This window comes from Streptomyces flavusporus (assembly GCF_046267975.1).
GTDB classification, from domain to species: domain Bacteria; phylum Actinomycetota; class Actinomycetes; order Streptomycetales; family Streptomycetaceae; genus Streptomyces; species Streptomyces flavusporus.
Genome location: NZ_CP176503.1, coordinates 3,546,603 through 3,561,365 on the forward strand (window position 1 = coordinate 3,546,603; position 14,763 = coordinate 3,561,365).

Here is a 14,763-nt window from a genome sequence, read left to right on the forward strand (position 1 = left end):
CCTGAAAACCAGCTCATCGTCAAAGCCGACGGCCCGCTGAAGGGCACGCGCGGTCCGTGAGGGGACACGCGACACCGGCATCGAACACATTGCTTCCAAGCCATTATCCCGCATCTCACGACCCGATGACCAACATCAGTCGGCATCGCTTGGGCAACGCGCGCGAGCAAAACCACTCAATTCGGCGATGTAACTGCGATACTGCGCAGCCGCACGGACTTCCGCGGAGCGGAAGCCGGGACAAATTCTTTGACGCAGGTCACATGGCCGCTCGGGGCCGTTGTCGGTGATCTCCGCCATGCTGTCCTCAGACAGGACGTACTGACCGGTACGCCCACAGCCGCGACTCCGGAGGGGATACGCCATGGCCGACACCGTGCTCTACGAGGTGAGCGACGGGCTTGCGACGATCACGCTGAACCGCCCCGAGGCGATGAACGCGCTGAACATCGAGACCAAGGTCGCCCTCAGGGAGGCGGTCCAGTCCGCGGCGGCCGACGACGCCGTACGGGCGGTGCTGCTGACCGCGTCCGGGGACCGGGCGTTCTGCGTGGGGCAGGACCTCAAGGAGCACATCGGGCTGCTGGCCGCCGACCGGGAGGCGGGCGGGGGCGAAGGGCAGACGATGAGCACGGTGCGGGAGCACTACAACCCGATCGTGCGGGCGCTCACGGGCATGGCGAAGCCGGTGGTCGCGGGCGTGAACGGGGTCGCGGCCGGGGCGGGCTTCGGCTTCGCGCTCGCCGCGGACTACCGGGTGGTGGCCGACACCGCCGCCTTCAACACGTCCTTCGCCGGTGTGGCGCTGACCGCCGACTCCGGGATCTCCTGGACCCTGCCGCGCGTCGTCGGGCCGGGGCGGGCCGCCGACCTGCTGCTGTTCCCGCGGAGCATCAAGGCGCAGGAGGCGTACGAGCTGGGGATCGCGAACCGGGTCGTGCCGTCGGAGTCGCTGCGCGGCGAGGCGGAGACGGTCGCGCGGGCGCTGGCCGAGGGGCCGACGGTGGCCTATGGGGCGATCAAGGAGGCGGTGGCGTACGGGCTGTCCCACTCCTTGGCGGAGACGCTGGAGAAGGAGGACGAGCTGCAGACTCGGGCGGGGTCCTCGGAGGACCATGCGATTGCGGTGCAGGCCTTTGTGAACAAGGAGAAGCCGAAGTATTTGGGGCGGTGAGTTCTGAGGCTGCGGGTCCGTTGTGGTTGATCGCGCCCACGGTGGGGTCCCCCGCTCGAGCGAAGCCGAGAGTGGGGGAGGAGCCGCAGATCGACACAGCCCCGCGCCCCTCAGGGGACGCTTCTCGCCACGCAGGCTTCCAGGTGGTCGTCGACCAGACCGCACGCCTGCATCAACGCGTACGCCGTCGTCGGGCCCACGAAGCGCAGACCCCTCTTCTTCAGGGCCTTGGACAGGGCCGTCGACTCGGGCGTGATCGCCGGGACGTCGGACAGCGTCTTCGGGATCGGGCGGGTCGTCGGGGCGGGGGCGTGGGACCAGATCAGGGTGTCCAGCTCGCCCGGGGACCAGTCGGCCAGCACACGCGCGTTGGCGAGGGTCGCGTCGATCTTGGCGCGGTTGCGGATGATGCCGGGGTCGGCGAGCAGGCGCTCGCGGTCGGCGTCCGTGAAAACGGCCACCTTGGCGATCTCGAAACCGGCGAAGGCGGCGCGGAAGCCGGGACGGCGGCGCAGGATGGTGATCCAGGACAGGCCGGACTGGAAGGCCTCCAGGGCCAGCCGCTCGAACAGCGCGTCGTCGCCGTGGACCGGGCGGCCCCACTCCTCGTCGTGATACGTCACGTAGTCCTCGGTGGACAGGGCCCAGGGGCAGCGCAGCGCGCCGTCCGGGCCTGCCAGGGCCGTGCCGTCGCTCACCGCTCCTCCTCCGGCCCGTGTTTCTCCATGGAGGCGCGGGCTGCGGCCCGGGCGCCGGCCAGGGCGGACTCCAGGTCGGCGATCCGGGCGTCGCGCTCGGCGAGCTCGGCGGCAAGGCGGCCCAGGGCGTCGTCCACGTCCGCCATGCGGTAGCCGCGGGCGGCGAGCGGGAAGCGCAGTGAGTCGACATCCGCGCGGGCGACCGGGCGGTCCGGGGGCAGCGGGTCATGGAGCCGCTCGGGTGCGGCCTCGGGCAGCGGGCCGTGCTCGCCGCCGCCCACCACGGCGAGTGTCACCGCCGCGACGACGACGGCGAGGGCCACGACCAGGAACAAGAACATCACCATCGCTGAGGGTCCCCACGCGGAGTGTGCCGGCCTACACCGACGTCGAATGTGTCAGGGTCCGATCGTGCCATGCGAGTCTGACAGTTAGGGTCGCAGGCGGCCGGAAAGGCCGCGGGCCAGGACGTACGAGGAGAGGTCACAGGGGATGCTCAGGCTGGGCAGGCGGGAGTTCCACCCGCACGAGCCGGTGATCATGGCGATCGTGAACCGGACCCCGGACTCCTTCTACGACCGCGGGGCCACCTTCCAGGACGAGCCCGCCCTCGCGCGCGTGGAGCAGGCGGTGGCGGAGGGGGCCGCGATCATCGACATCGGCGGGGTCAAGGCCGGCCCGGGCGAGGAGGTGACCGCCGAGGAGGAGGCGCGGCGGACGGTCGGGTTCGTGGCGGAGGTCCGGCGGCGGTTCCCGGACGTCGTGATCAGCGTGGACACCTGGCGGCACGAGGTCGGCGAGGCCGTGTGCGAGGTCGGGGCGGATCTGCTGAACGACGCGTGGGGCGGGGTGGATCCGCGGCTCGCGGAGGTCGCCGCACGGTACGGGGTGGGGCTGGTGTGCACGCATGCCGGCGGTGCGGAGCCGCGTACGCGGCCGCATCGGGTGACGTACGACGACGTCATGGCCGACATCCTGCGGGTGACCGTCGGGCTGGCCGAGCGGGCGGTGTCGCTGGGGGTACCGCGGGAGTCGGTGCTGATCGATCCCGGGCACGACTTCGGGAAGAACACGCGGCACAGTCTGGAGGCGACGCGCAGGCTCGGGGAGATGGTGGAGACCGGGTGGCCGGTGCTGGTGTCGCTGTCCAACAAGGACTTCGTGGGAGAGACGCTGGACAAGCCCGTCAAGGAGCGGGTGATCGGCACGCTGGCGACGACTGCGGTGTCCGCGTGGCTCGGGGCGCAGGTGTACCGGGTGCACGAGGTGGCGGAGACGCGGCAGGTGCTCGACATGGTGGCGTCGATCGCGGGCCACCGGGAGCCTGCGGTGGCCCGGCGGGGGCTGGCGTAGGGCGTTGCCCGTGCCGTACCAGGGGGCTCCGCCCCCTGGACCCCCGCCTGTGCCCACCCACCACCCGTTTACTGTCGGGCAAGAGGTGAACCTGCTACAGCAGCCCCGCGCTAGCGGCCCGCCTCCTTCGAGACCAACGCCACCGCCTCCTCCACGTCGTCCGTGACGTGGAAGAGGTGCAGGTCCTTCTCCGAGGCCTTGCCCTGGGCCACCAGGGTGCTGCGGAGCCAGTCGACGAGGCCGCCCCAGTACTGGCTGCCGAAGAGGACGATCGGGAAGCGGGTGACCTTCTGGGTCTGGACGAGGGTGAGCGCCTCGAAGAGTTCGTCCAGGGTGCCGAGGCCTCCCGGCAGGACCACGAAGCCCTGCGCGTACTTGACGAACATCATCTTCCGGACGAAGAAGTAGCGGAAGTTGAGGCCGATGTCGACGTAGGGGTTCAGGCCCTGCTCGAAGGGCAGCTCGATGCCGAGGCCGACCGAGATGCCGCCCGCCTCGCACGCGCCCTTGTTGGCGGCCTCCATCGCCCCGGGGCCGCCGCCCGTGATGACCGCGAAGCCCGCCTCGACCAGGCCTCGGCCCAGGCGGACACCGATGTCGTATTCCGAGGAGTCCACCGGCGTACGGGCAGAGCCGAACACGCTGATGGCGGGCGGGAGTTCGGCCAGCGTGCCGAATCCCTCGATGAACTCCGACTGGATGCGCAGGACTCGCCAGGGGTCCGTGTGGACCCAGTCCGACGGGCCGCCCGCGTCCAGCAGTCGCTGGTCCGTCGTGCTCGCCGTCACCTGGCTCCGCCGCCGGAGGACCGGGCCGAGGCGCTGCTCCTCCGGCGGCTGCTTCTTGCCCTCGGGGTTGCCGGTGGCCATGTGCGCTCCCTCCGTTGCGGGGTCGTTCCACCTCAGCGTAGATCTACGCGGGCTAAGGACGGGGTACGTGTGCATGTCCGCCATGAAGCGCCACAGCACCGGCCGGTCTCACACCGTGAGCCAGGACCTCAGGCGCTCCTCGCCCGCCAGGATCTTCGCCGTGTCGACCCGTTCGTCCCGCTTGTGCGCCAAGTGCGGGTTGCCGGGGCCGTAGTTGACCGCCGGGATGCCCAGAGCGCTGAAGCGGGAGACGTCCGTCCAGCCGTACTTCGGCTGCGGGGTGCCCCCGACCGCCTCGATGAAGGCTGCCGCGGCCGGGTGGGACAGGCCGGGCAGGGCGGCCCCGCTGTGGTCGTCGACGACGAAGTCGGTCACCCCGCAGTCCGCGAAGACCTCGCGGACGTGGGCGATCGCCTCCTCCTCGGTGCGGTCCGGGGCGTAACGGAAGTTGACCGTCACGACACACTCGTCCGGGATGACATTTCCGGCCACACCCCCCGAAATCCCCACAGCGTTCAAGCCCTCGCGGTACTCCAGACCGTCGATCACCGGGTAGCGCGGCTCGTACGCGGCCAGGCGGGCCAGGATCGGCGCCGCCGCGTGGATCGCGTTGGAGCCCATCCAGCTGCGCGCCGAGTGGGCCCGTTCGCCCCTGGTCTTCAGCAGCACGCGCAGGGTGCCCTGACAGCCGCCCTCGACCTGGCCGTCCGACGGTTCCAGCAGCACCGCGAAGTCGCCCCGCAGCCAATCCGGATGGGCCTCGGCGACATGCTTGAGGCCGTTGAGCTCGGCGGCGACCTCCTCGTTGTCGTAGAAGACGAACGTCAGGTCGCGGTTCGGGGCCGGGACGGTGGCCGCGATGCGCAGCTGGACCGCGACGCCCGCCTTCATGTCGCAGGTGCCGCAGCCCCACAGCACACCCTCGTCGTCCAGCCTGGACGGCACGTTGTCGGCGATCGGCACGGTGTCGATGTGACCGGCGAGGATCACGCGCTCCGCCCGGCCCAGGTTCGTGCGGGCGACGACGTTGTTGCCGTAGCGGTCGACCGTCAGGTGCGGCAGGGCGCGCAGGGCACCCTCGATCGCGTCCGCGAGCGGCTTCTCGCTGCCGCTCTCGGAGGGGAAGTCGACGAGCCGGGCGGTGAGCCGTGCGGCGTCCAGGGTGAGGTCAAGCGGGGTGTCGGCCATGCCGTCGACCCTAACGCGCCGGTCCGCTGAAGCACTGTCCACACCTGGGGCGGGCGCCTTGACGAACTCCAGTACCTTGTACGGATGCCAGAGCCGTCCCCTACTCCTCAGCGTCGTGGCCGCCTCTTCCGTGTCGGGGCGGCCTTCGTGGTCCTGCTCGCGGTCGCGGGCTATCTCGTGGTGCAGTACGTCACCGGAGGCACCGGCCCGGGCTGCAGGGTCGTCTCGGCCGACAGCGACGGGACGACGTACGAGTTCACGCCCGAGCAGGCCGTGAACGCGGCGACGATCACCGCCGTCGGCACCGCGCGCGGACTGCCCGAGCGGGCCGTGACGATCGCGCTGGCGACCGCCCTCCAGGAGTCGGCGCTGCGCAACATCGACCACGGCGACCGCGACTCGCTCGGCCTGTTCCAGCAGCGGCCGTCGCAGGGCTGGGGCACGGAGCAGGAGATCATGGACCCGATCTACTCGGCGGGCATGTTCTACGACCACCTGATCGAGGTGCCCGGCTACACCCGGCTGCCGCTCACCGTGGCCGCGCAGCGCGTGCAGCGCAGCGGATTTCCGGAGGCCTACGCCAAGCACGAGCCGGACGCCACCCTGCTCGCCGCCGCGCTCACCGGGCGGGCCGCGGCCACGCTGACCTGTCAGGGACGGCCGGGCGCAACCCCGACCGCCGGTCCCGACGCGGTGCGCTCCGCGCTCGTACGGGACTTCGGGCGGGACGCTGTGGCGCAGGCCGGCGCGGAGGTGGGCGCGACGCCGACGCCCGCGCCGAGCGACCTGACCACCGAGACCAGCGGGCGCACGGTGACCGTACCGGTGACCGCGGACACCGGCGCCGACGGGCGCAGCGTCCGGGAGCGCGGCTGGCAGCTCGCGCACTGGGCGGTCGCCAACGCGTCCGCGCTGCACATCGAGCGCGTCTCGTACGCCGGCCGGGAGTGGACGGCCGGGAACACCGACAGCCGGTGGCGTACGGCGTCCGGCGACGGGAAGGGCGCCGACGGGGCGGAGAGTGCCGCGAGCGCGGTCAGAATCGTCGCTGCACAGTAGTGCGGGGCCTCCCCCTCAGGGGTTACATGCGTGGACGGCCCGTGACGGTGTGATCAGGTTTTCGTGACCTCACCCTCACATCCATCGAAACCCTTGAAAACAAAGGGCGGTAAGGATTCGGCAGACTTTGCGACCAGGCACCCTTTGCCCGTTTTTATCCGGAGCCGATAATGCGACACATTGCCAATTCTTTACACTCGGCCGCCGCAACCTTCGGGGGCTTCGAGCGGTAGTCACTGCGTCCGAGCCCGGGGATCAACAGCCGGGCACGGCCGGACACTTCATCGTTTCCTCCCGTCAAAGGAGCACCATGTCCCTCCCTCTGACCCGTCGGATCGCCCGTGCCGCGCTGCTCGTCGCAGCGGGAGCGGCTGCCGGGGTCGGTGCGGCCGGCTCCGCCAGCGCGGCCCCCGAAAAGCCCGCCACCCCCAACCTCGGCGGGCTGACCGCCCTGGACGGGGCGAGCGTCGGCAACACCGTCGACGGCGCGGCCAAGGATGTCACCGGGATCGCCGGCGACACCGGCAGCAAGGCGGTCAAGCAGTCGGTGCCGAAGGCAGGCAAGACCGGTGGCCAGGTCGCGAAGAAGGCGACGCCGGCGGTGCAGAAGGCTGCGGGTGCCACTGCCGGGGCGGCCGGGGAGGTTGTGGGTGACACCGCTTCCACGGCGACCAAGAGTGGGCTGCCGACGGAGGGGCTGACGAAGGGTGGGCTGCCGCAGACTCTGCCGAAGAAGTCGCTGCCGGCTACGGGGCTGCCGATCGGCTGACGCCGGGTTGTGCGGCGGTGGGGTCCAGGGGGTTCCCTGGGCCCCGTCGTTTTGTGTGCGTGTTGGCAGAGGCCACGGCCGGTTGTAGCGGTGCCCGGCGCTGCAGGCTGTGCCCACCCTCCCCCACTCTCGGCTTCGCTCGAGCGGGGAGACCCCCATCGCCCTGCGGAACGACTGCCCACAGCCGTACAGCGGTATCAGGTCGGTGTCAGGCGAGGCGCTTCACTGCTGCCCGTACCCGTTCGTCCGTCGCCGTGAAGGCCACGCGTACGAAGTTTTCGCCTGCGGGGCCGTAGAAGTCGCCCGGAGCCACCAGGATGCCGAGGTCGGCCAGGTGGGCGACCGTGGTCCAGCAGGGTTCGTCGCGGGTGGCCCAGAGGTACAGGCTCGCCTCGCTGTGCTCGATGCGGAAGCCGTGGTTCAGCAGCGCCTCGCGCAGCGCCGTGCGGCGGGCCGCGTAGCGCTCGCGCTGGACACGGACGTGGTCGTCGTCGCCGAGAGCGGCCACCACGGCCGCCTGGGTGGGCGCCGACGTCATCATGCCGCCGTGCTTGCGGATCTCCAGGAGGGGGCCGAGGACGGCCGGGTCACCGGCCAGGAAGGCCGCGCGGTAGCCCGCGAGGTTGGAGCGCTTGGAGAGCGAGTGGACCGAGACGATGCCCTCGTATGAGCCGCCGTTGACGTCCGGGTGGAGGACGGAGACCGGGTCGGCCTCCCAGCCCAGTTCGAGGTAGCACTCGTCGGAGAAGAGCAGCACGCCGTGCTCGCGGGCCCAGGCGACGATCCGGGTCAGTTCCTCCTTCGACAGGACCCTGCCCGTCGGGTTGGAGGGTGAGTTGAGCCAGAGGAGCTTCAGGTTCGCCGGGTCGAGCTCGGTCGGGTCGTCGTAGACCTCGTAGTCCGCACGGGCCATGCGCGCGCCCACCTCGTAGGTCGGGTAGGCGAGGCGCGGGTAGGCGACCTTGTCGCCGGGGCCGAGGCCCAGCTGGGTGGGGAGCCAGGCGACCAGTTCCTTGGAGCCGACGATCGGCAGGACGTGATGGTGGGTGACGTCCCGGGCGCCGAGGCGGCGGCGCAGCCAGCCGGTGATCGCGTCACGCAGCTCCGGTGTGCCCCAGACCGTCGGGTAGCCCGGGGAGTCGGCCGCCGCGACGAGCGCCTTCTGGATCAGCTCGGGGACCGGGTCGACCGGGGTGCCGACGGACAGGTCGACGATACCGTCCGGGTGGGCGGCAGCCGTCTGCTTGTACGGGGCCAATTTGTCCCAAGGGAAGGTGGGCAGGCGGTCGGAGACTGCGGACACGGTTCTGGCTCACTTTCTCGTGCGTACGAGCCGTTCGGGACGGCAAACGCCTCGGTCCCGTACGGCGGTGACCGCGATGAGGGCGATCAGGCCGTACGGGACCGAGGCGACGCTCCTCAAGCCGCGGCTGGGGCCTCCCAGCGGGCCGCTTACTGGTTCTGCGGCGGAAGCGCGGCGATGAAGGGGTGGTCGCGCTCGATCAGGCCGAGCTTGCTGGCACCGCCGGGCGAGCCGAGCTCGTCGAAGAACTCGACGTTCGCCTTGTAGTAGTCCTTCCACTCTTCCGGAGTGTCGTCCTCGTAGAAGATCGCCTCGACCGGGCAGACCGGCTCACAGGCACCACAGTCGACGCATTCGTCCGGGTGGATGTACAAGGACCGGGAGCCCTCGTAGATGCAGTCGACCGGGCACTCCTCGATGCACGCCTTGTCCTTGACGTCGACACAAGGCTGCGCGATGACGTAGGTCACGCTGTCGTTCCTCCTCGATAGGGCGCTGGCGGGCCTCCTCAGGCTCCGCCGCCTGGCGCGCGGGAGCGCGGCGTCGTCGATGCCCACCCCTAGTATCTCCGTTCTTGGGCATGATCCGAACAGGAGGGGTGGACTGACCTGTGGAATTCTCGTCGATAGGACGCCTTGAGGTCCGTATCACCGCTGCTGACGTGGGCAAACGGGTCTCCGTACGGCGGTTGGGCCACCCTGGTGTCACGCAGGAGAAATTCACCGACACGGTGGGTGTTCTCACATCCTGGAACAACGGGGTGCTGGTGATCACACGACGGGACGGTGAACGCGTCCGGATCGAGGAATCCTCGCTGGTCGCGGGCAAGGTCGTGCCCGCGGCACCGGCCCGGCGGCGTGGGCCGTCCGCGTCGTACCAGGAGCTCGTGCGGGTCGCGGCCCGGGCGTGGCGGCCGGTGGAGAGCGAACGGCTCGGCGAGTGGGAGCTGCGGGCCGCCGCCGGGTTCACCCGGCGGGCCAACTCCGTGCTGCCGCTCGGCGACCCCGGCATGCCGCTCGACGAGGCGCTGACCGTCGTACGGCGGTGGTACCACGACCGCGGCCTGCCCGCGTACGTCCAGACCGCCACCGGCGCCGAGGGTACGCAGGAGCTGCTGTGCGCGGAGCTGGAGGAGCGCGGGTGGGTGCGTGAGGTGACCGCCGAGCTGTGGACCGGGGCACTCGCGCCGGTCGCCGACCGGGCCGAGGGGGCCGGGGTCGTGCTGTCCCGGGAGGCGGACGCGACCTGGCTGGCGCGGTATCAGCGCAAGGGCGTGAGCGAGGTGGCGCTGAAGGTGCTGGGATGGGGGTCCCCCCGCTCGAGCGAAGCCGAGAGTGGGGGAGGGCCCTCGGTGTGGTTCGCGACCGTGCCCGGTGCAGGCACGGGGGCGCCTGCGGCGATCGGGCGGTGTGTGGTCGACGGGCGGTGGGCCGGGTTCGCCGCCGTCGAGGTCGATCCGGCGCTACGGCGGCAGGGACTGGCCGGCGCCGTGATGGCCGCGCTGGCCCGGCAGGCCCTCGACGAGGGCGCATCGGCGGCGTGGCTCCAGGTCGAGACGGACAATGTGGGGGCACGGGCGCTGTACGCCGGGATGGGCTTCAGCGCGCATCACGCGTACCACCACTACCGGGAGCCGCAGGCGTCCGGCGCGCCTGGGCACTGACAGCGGGAGGTCGGCAGGTGGTCATGCAACCCCCCTTCCCCCCACCGCCGGAGCGGTCCGCCGAGCTGCGGCTGCGGTTCGCCGAGGAGGCGCGGTCCGAGCGGCCCGATCTGGCCACGCTGTGTCTGCTCGTCGGCGCGGAGGCCGACGGGGCGCTGGACGACGTCGGGATCGACGCCGCGCAGGTGGAGCTGGACGAGCTGGCCGGGCGGCTGCCCTTCCGGCCGGGTGGGCCGCGCGCCTGGGCCGAGGCGCTGCGTGAACTGCTCGGGGAGCGGTACGGGTTCCACGGCACACCGGGCGATTACCAGCGTCTGGAATCCTCGCTGCTGCATGCCGTGCTGCGGCGGCGGCGCGGGCTGCCGATTCTGCTGTCGGTGGTGTGGGTGGAGGTGGCGCGGCGAGCAGGGGCTCCGGTGTACGGGGTGGCGCTGCCGGGGCACTTCGTGGTCGGGTTCGGGGAGCCGGAGGAACAGGTGCTCGCCGACCCGTTCGAGGGTGGGCGGGTGCTGACCGGGCACGACGCGGAGCTGCTGGTCGTGGGGGCCACGGGGGCGCCGTTGGATTCCTCGATGCTGGTGCCCGCGGCGCCGTTGGATGTCGTACTGCGGGTCCTGAACAACATCCGGGCGTGGGCGGCTGCGCGGGCCGAGCGGACGGATGTGGCGTTGTGGGCCGTCGAGCTGTCGCTGTTGCTGCCGGCGCATCCTGCGCGGTTGCGGTACGAGCGGGCGCAGTTGCTGGTGCGGCGGGGGGATTTCCTGGAAGGGGCACGGGAGTTGGACGCGTATGCGGAGGTGGTGGGTGCGGTGGACAAGGGGGCGGCCGAGCGGATGCGGGGGGAGGCTTCGGCGGCTCGGGCGATGCTCAATTAGGGGTTCGCTGGTGGGGTCGTACGACGGAGGGGACGCCCGGCGGTGGCCGGACGTCCCCTCCGCTGCGTCAGCGAGCCCCTAGTTGGGGGTGGTGTCGATGACTGCGGTGCGCTCCGCCGACGTCTTGCCGCGCAGAGCCTTGCGCAGCGCGGAGGCGACGTCCGCCGGCTGGACGGCACGCTTCCCGCTCGCGCCCTCGATCTGCACGCCGTCGAAGGTGCTGCCGTACGCCTGCTCGAGCGCCTTGAGGTTGTACGTCTCCACGAGCTTGCCGTCGACTGCCTTGAAGCCGAGGATCTTGGGCAGTGACACGGGGCCGAAGTCGATCTTGTGTGCTGCGTCGGTCTGGACCGTGGCGAGGGCGGACATCGCCGGCTCGGCGAACTCCTTCATCATCCGGTCGACCTCGGCATTGGAGACCGTCGGCTGCCGGGTGGTCGTCGGCAGCTGCACCGGCGTGGACGTGCCGGTCTCGACCTGGGTGCGGTAGGCCTCCTCGACGGCGTCGGTGGCCTGGTCGACGGCGATGCCCTTACCGGCCTTGCCGTAGACGGCGACGGCCTTGCCGGACTCGAACCTGATCGTGCCGTCGGTCGCGGTGCCGGCGCCGCCCGCCGCGTCCTCCAGGGACGCCTTCAGCTTCTCCTCGTCGACCGGCATGACCGGTTCGACGACCCGCTCCTGCCCGAAGAGCGAGCCGATCACGGAGACCGGGTTGTAGTCGCTCTTCGCGGCGGCGCCGACCGTGGAGTCGACGTCGAACTGGAGCCCCGACTGGTCCGGCCTGAGCGAGACGGTGTCGCCGTCGACGGACAGCTTCAGCGGGTTGTCGATGCGGTCGCCGAGGGCATCGTCGAGCTTCTTGACGGCGTCGTCGCGGGTGCCGCCGCCGATGTCGACGCCGAGCACGGTGGTGCCCTTGGGCACGTCGGAGTGGTTCATCAGCAGACCGGCGCCGTAGGCGACTCCGGCGACGAAGAACACGCCGCCGCCGAGCAGGACCAGCTTGTTGCGGCCCTTCTTTTTCTTGGGCGCGGCAGCGGGCACGTTCTGCTGCACCGGCTCGGGCAGCTTCGGCGGCGTGTGCGGCAGCGGCCCGTCGGTGGGAGCGCCGGGTGCGAAGGGCGTGCCACGGTCGCCGGACGGCACGACGGGGATGCTGCTGGTGACGGTGTGCCCGGAGACGTTGTCGGGAACGCCGAAGGCGCTGCCGGGGGGCGGTTCGGGGACCTGCTTCTGCGGGGTGAGGATCGCAGTGTCGTCGCTCATACCGCCGCCGGGGCCGCGGCCGGTGTGCGGGGCGGTGCCGGGGGCGCCAGGGCCGCCGGGAACGGTGCCCGGCCTACCGGATGCGCCGGGGCCGCGCGTGGGCGGCGGGACGAGCGGGCCGTCGCCGGTGACCGGGCCGCCGGTCGGGCCCGCGGGGCCCTGCGGGCTGCCCTGGCCGCCGTGGCTGCCCGGTCCGCCCAGCCCGCCGTGACCGCTCAGGCCGACGGAGCCGTTCTGACCGTTGGGGCCGCTCAGGCCGTTGGGGCCGTTCTGGCCGTTGGGCGTGGGCTGATGTCCGTATCCGCCCTGGCCGTTCTCCGTGAAGTACGGCAGGTCGTCGCGGCGGGGTTCGCCGGAGCCGCCCGGGGCGGCGGGCGAGCCGTTGCCCAGCGGGCCCGCGGCGAGCGCCTCGGTGACGTCGAAGGAGCCGGTACCGCCGCCGTGCCCGGGAGCCACGGGGCCGCCGGTGGCGCCGGGCAGCCCGGCACCGTTCGTACCGCCTCCGCCGGAGCGGGTGGCGTCACCGGGCCGGGAGCCGCCCTGCATGTTCACGGAGCCGACCACGCCACCGGGGCGGCCGCTGCCCGGACGGGCCGCAGTGGGGGCGCCGGGAGCGGCGGCGCCCGCAGCGGGGGCGCCGGTGGCCGGGCCGGAACCGCCGGGCTGCCCGGCCCCGTTGGCGGAGCCGCCGCCCTGACCGCCCTTGGCCGGCCCGGACTTGCGGGGCGCGAACCAGTCGCTGGTCTTCTCCTCGGCCGGCTGGGGATGCTCGGCCGGGGCCTCGACCGTGCCGGTGGTGGCCGGGTCCGCCGGGGGCGCCTCGGCGGCGGTGTCGTCGGCGGTCTCGGTGTCCGCGACGGGCTGGCGCACGACGACCGGCGGGATGGGCCGCGACCCGGGGATGTTGATCCGGATCCGCGTCGTCAGCGTGGTCTCGGTCTTGCGTTCCTCCGGCCGCGCGGCCGAACGGCCCGCTCCAGCACCGCTGTCGGAAGCCGTGGGGGTGCCGTAGGGCGGCGTGCCCGAGGGGTATGCGGCTCCGCCGCGCCCGCTGGGCCCGGAGGACGGACTGTCAGTTTCACGACTCAAGGCAGGTTCTCCCGGTTGGCTCCGCCGCCCGTTACGACCTCACATGCTCGGGCAGCTCGGCGGCGGCACCACCATACTGGCCACCCCCGTCGGGTATCCCGCGACCGCTGGGAAACCCACACGGGACTCGCACGCGCGCGGGACGGCGAAGTGGTACGTCACTTGCCAAGTCGGACGGACCGGCCGCCGGGTTGCCGCCCCCGCCCAAGGGTGGCGCACATCACAGCCACACCGATGCCGCCGAGGAGGAAGAGGTACGAGCCGGCTCCCGCGGCGAACAGGAAGTCCCCTTCGGGACGGCTGGCGGTGAGCAGGATGACGGCGAGCATCCAGCCCGCGGCGGACGAAACCGCTCCGCTTCTGCCTCCGGTGCCCCACGCCCCGCCCAGGAACAGCCCGGCCCCGCCCAGGAGGGCAAGCAGCAGCCCGCCGGGGAACCAGCCGGCCTGCACCAGCGCACCGGCGGCGCCGACCACCAGGCCGAGCACGAACAGCCCCAGGTGGGCGACGATCCGCCCGGCGGAGGGGCGCTGCAGCGGCTGGGCGAGCATCGAGCCCTGGTCCTTCATGACGCCTCCTCGATCCCGGCGAACAGATCCGTCTCCCGCGCCCGGTCGCGCTCGCCGCGCACCAACTCGTAGTACTCCGTGGTGAAGACGGGCTGAGCGAGCTCGTTGGACAGCGCGAAGTACGGTTCGGCGACATCGATCTGCGTGACGTGCGCGCGCATCGCGGCGGCCTTGGCGGCGGCGTACGCGGTGCCGTCGATCTCGGTGGTGACGCGCTCGTCGTCCACGACGCCCGGTACGTCGTCGAGGGTGGCGGCCCGGGGGAAGGGGAGGCCGGACAGGTCCTCCTGGAGGCCGGCGAAGGCCTTCTCGGCGACCGTGCGCGGTACGCGGTTCCAGTAGATCTTGGCAATCGGCAGGCCCTCGGCGGCCGCCAGCTCGGCCGCACGCTGGGCGACGCGGTGGGCCTGGATGTGGTCGGGGTGGCCGTAGCCGCCGTCGGGGTCGTACGTGATCAGAACCTGGGGGCGTACCTCACGGATCACCTCGACGAGGCGGGCGGCGGCCTCGTCGACGTCGGCCTGCCAGAAGCAGGCGGCATCGTCGTTGTCGGCGAGGCCCATCATCCCGGAGTCCCGGTAACGGCCTACGCCGCCGAGCAGACGGAAGTCCTCGACACCGAGCTCGGACATGGCGGCGGTGAGCTCCCGCAGCCGGTACTCACCGAGGGCGGTGCCGGCCAGGTGGGCGAGCTCCGGCGGAATGACCTCGCCACGCTCACCGAGGGTGCAGGTGACCAGGGTCACATGCGCACCCTCGGCCGCGTACTTGGCCATGGTCGCGCCGTTGTTGATCGACTCGTCGTCCGGGTGCGCATGCACCAGCAGCAGACGCCGGGCGGGCAGTTCCGTCATGGGGCCAGCCTACGAGGCGACGGTCCTCCAC

At 71.9% G+C, this 14,763-nt stretch carries 15 protein-coding genes; 6 read left to right on the forward strand and 9 right to left on the reverse strand.

From position 1 onward, the window contains the following. The first annotated feature begins 364 nt into the window (after window positions 1–364). Window positions 365–1,174, forward strand: a complete 810-nt coding sequence (locus ACKTSN_RS16700) for an enoyl-CoA hydratase/isomerase family protein (protein WP_409469859.1) — start codon at window positions 365–367, stop codon at window positions 1,172–1,174. A gap of 110 nt (window positions 1,175–1,284) precedes the next feature. Here the strand turns inward: ACKTSN_RS16700 and ACKTSN_RS16705 are convergent, their stop codons facing one another. Beyond that, the gene (locus ACKTSN_RS16705; RefSeq protein ID WP_409469860.1) at window positions 1,285–1,872 is read right to left on the reverse strand and encodes a DNA-3-methyladenine glycosylase I; all 588 of its coding nucleotides are present in this window, start codon (window positions 1,870–1,872) and stop codon (window positions 1,285–1,287) included. Then, on the reverse strand, window positions 1,869–2,219 hold the full coding sequence (locus tag ACKTSN_RS16710; protein ID WP_409469861.1) for a DivIVA domain-containing protein: 351 nt from the start codon (window positions 2,217–2,219) through the stop codon (window positions 1,869–1,871). Before ACKTSN_RS16710 ends, ACKTSN_RS16705 begins: the two co-directional genes overlap by 4 nt. A 145-nt stretch (window positions 2,220–2,364) precedes the next feature. Here ACKTSN_RS16710 and folP point away from each other — a divergent pair, with 145 nt between their 5' ends. After that, window positions 2,365–3,225, forward strand: coding sequence for a dihydropteroate synthase (gene folP / locus ACKTSN_RS16715; protein WP_409469862.1), 861 nt, complete (start codon window positions 2,365–2,367; stop codon window positions 3,223–3,225). Window positions 3,226–3,335: 110 nt separating this feature from the next. Here the strand turns inward: folP and ACKTSN_RS16720 are convergent, their stop codons facing one another. Beyond that, entirely contained in the window at window positions 3,336–4,094 is a 759-nt protein-coding gene (locus tag ACKTSN_RS16720) for a TIGR00730 family Rossman fold protein (protein WP_224735858.1), read from the reverse strand. A 108-nt stretch (window positions 4,095–4,202) separates the two neighbouring features. After that, window positions 4,203–5,282: a succinyl-diaminopimelate desuccinylase gene (gene dapE, locus ACKTSN_RS16725; RefSeq protein WP_409469863.1), complete on the reverse strand. Its 1,080-nt coding sequence runs from the start codon at window positions 5,280–5,282 to the stop codon at window positions 4,203–4,205. Window positions 5,283–5,366: 84 nt separating this feature from the next. On the opposite strand from dapE, the gene ACKTSN_RS16730 reads away from it, so the two are divergent. Both ACKTSN_RS16730 and ACKTSN_RS16735 read left to right on the forward strand, forming a co-directional pair. Beyond that, window positions 5,367–6,341, forward strand: a complete 975-nt coding sequence (locus ACKTSN_RS16730; protein WP_409469864.1) for a heavy metal transporter — start codon at window positions 5,367–5,369, stop codon at window positions 6,339–6,341. A 310-nt stretch (window positions 6,342–6,651) separates the two neighbouring features. Continuing rightward, the gene (locus ACKTSN_RS16735; RefSeq protein ID WP_409469865.1) at window positions 6,652–7,110 is read left to right on the forward strand and encodes an ATP-binding protein; all 459 of its coding nucleotides are present in this window, start codon (window positions 6,652–6,654) and stop codon (window positions 7,108–7,110) included. A gap of 208 nt (window positions 7,111–7,318) precedes the next feature. On the opposite strand, the gene ACKTSN_RS16740 is transcribed toward ACKTSN_RS16735, so the two are convergent. Beyond that, a complete protein-coding gene (locus tag ACKTSN_RS16740) occupies window positions 7,319–8,413 on the reverse strand; it encodes a bifunctional succinyldiaminopimelate transaminase/glutamate-prephenate aminotransferase (RefSeq protein WP_409469866.1) in 1,095 nt (364 codons plus the stop codon). A 149-nt stretch (window positions 8,414–8,562) separates the two neighbouring features. Further along, window positions 8,563–8,883 carry a ferredoxin gene (gene fdxA, locus ACKTSN_RS16745; protein ID WP_018089397.1) on the reverse strand — a complete coding sequence of 107 codons (321 nt, stop codon included), beginning with the start codon at window positions 8,881–8,883 and terminating at the stop codon, window positions 8,563–8,565. Window positions 8,884–9,023: 140 nt separating this feature from the next. On the opposite strand from fdxA, the gene ACKTSN_RS16750 reads away from it, so the two are divergent. Then, complete coding sequence (locus tag ACKTSN_RS16750) at window positions 9,024–10,076, forward strand: GNAT family N-acetyltransferase (protein WP_409469867.1); 1,053 nt, start codon at window positions 9,024–9,026, stop codon at window positions 10,074–10,076. 23 nt (window positions 10,077–10,099) lie between these two features. Further along, window positions 10,100–10,951, forward strand: coding sequence for a transglutaminase-like domain-containing protein (locus ACKTSN_RS16755; RefSeq protein ID WP_409469868.1), 852 nt, complete (start codon window positions 10,100–10,102; stop codon window positions 10,949–10,951). A 78-nt stretch (window positions 10,952–11,029) separates the two neighbouring features. Here ACKTSN_RS16755 and ACKTSN_RS16760 read toward each other — a convergent pair whose 3' ends face one another. The 3 genes from ACKTSN_RS16760 to mshB form a co-directional block, all read right to left on the reverse strand. After that, the gene (locus ACKTSN_RS16760; RefSeq protein ID WP_409469869.1) at window positions 11,030–13,309 is read right to left on the reverse strand and encodes a hypothetical protein; all 2,280 of its coding nucleotides are present in this window, start codon (window positions 13,307–13,309) and stop codon (window positions 11,030–11,032) included. Between the two features lie 158 nt (window positions 13,310–13,467). Continuing rightward, window positions 13,468–13,878, reverse strand: a complete 411-nt coding sequence (locus tag ACKTSN_RS16765; RefSeq protein ID WP_409469870.1) for a DUF6113 family protein — start codon at window positions 13,876–13,878, stop codon at window positions 13,468–13,470. Then, window positions 13,875–14,732, reverse strand: coding sequence for an N-acetyl-1-D-myo-inositol-2-amino-2-deoxy-alpha-D-glucopyranoside deacetylase (gene mshB, locus ACKTSN_RS16770; RefSeq protein WP_409469871.1), 858 nt, complete (start codon window positions 14,730–14,732; stop codon window positions 13,875–13,877). The genes ACKTSN_RS16765 and mshB overlap by 4 nt, the downstream gene beginning before the upstream one ends. Window positions 14,733–14,763: the final 31 nt, after the last annotated feature.

Coding starts and splice junctions, on each gene's coding strand:
- ACKTSN_RS16700 (WP_409469859.1), top strand. CDS start 365: ATGGCCGACACCGTGCTCTACGAGGTGAGCGACGGGCTTGCGACGATC.
- ACKTSN_RS16710 (WP_409469861.1), bottom strand. CDS start 2,219: ATGGTGATGTTCTTGTTCCTGGTCGTGGCCCTCGCCGTCGTCGTCGCG.
- folP (WP_409469862.1), top strand. CDS start 2,365: ATGCTCAGGCTGGGCAGGCGGGAGTTCCACCCGCACGAGCCGGTGATC.
- ACKTSN_RS16720 (WP_224735858.1), bottom strand. CDS start 4,094: ATGGCCACCGGCAACCCCGAGGGCAAGAAGCAGCCGCCGGAGGAGCAG.
- dapE (WP_409469863.1), bottom strand. CDS start 5,282: ATGGCCGACACCCCGCTTGACCTCACCCTGGACGCCGCACGGCTCACC.
- ACKTSN_RS16730 (WP_409469864.1), top strand. CDS start 5,367: ATGCCAGAGCCGTCCCCTACTCCTCAGCGTCGTGGCCGCCTCTTCCGT.
- ACKTSN_RS16735 (WP_409469865.1), top strand. CDS start 6,652: ATGTCCCTCCCTCTGACCCGTCGGATCGCCCGTGCCGCGCTGCTCGTC.
- ACKTSN_RS16755 (WP_409469868.1), top strand. CDS start 10,100: ATGCAACCCCCCTTCCCCCCACCGCCGGAGCGGTCCGCCGAGCTGCGG.
- ACKTSN_RS16765 (WP_409469870.1), bottom strand. CDS start 13,878: ATGAAGGACCAGGGCTCGATGCTCGCCCAGCCGCTGCAGCGCCCCTCC.
- mshB (WP_409469871.1), bottom strand. CDS start 14,732: ATGACGGAACTGCCCGCCCGGCGTCTGCTGCTGGTGCATGCGCACCCG.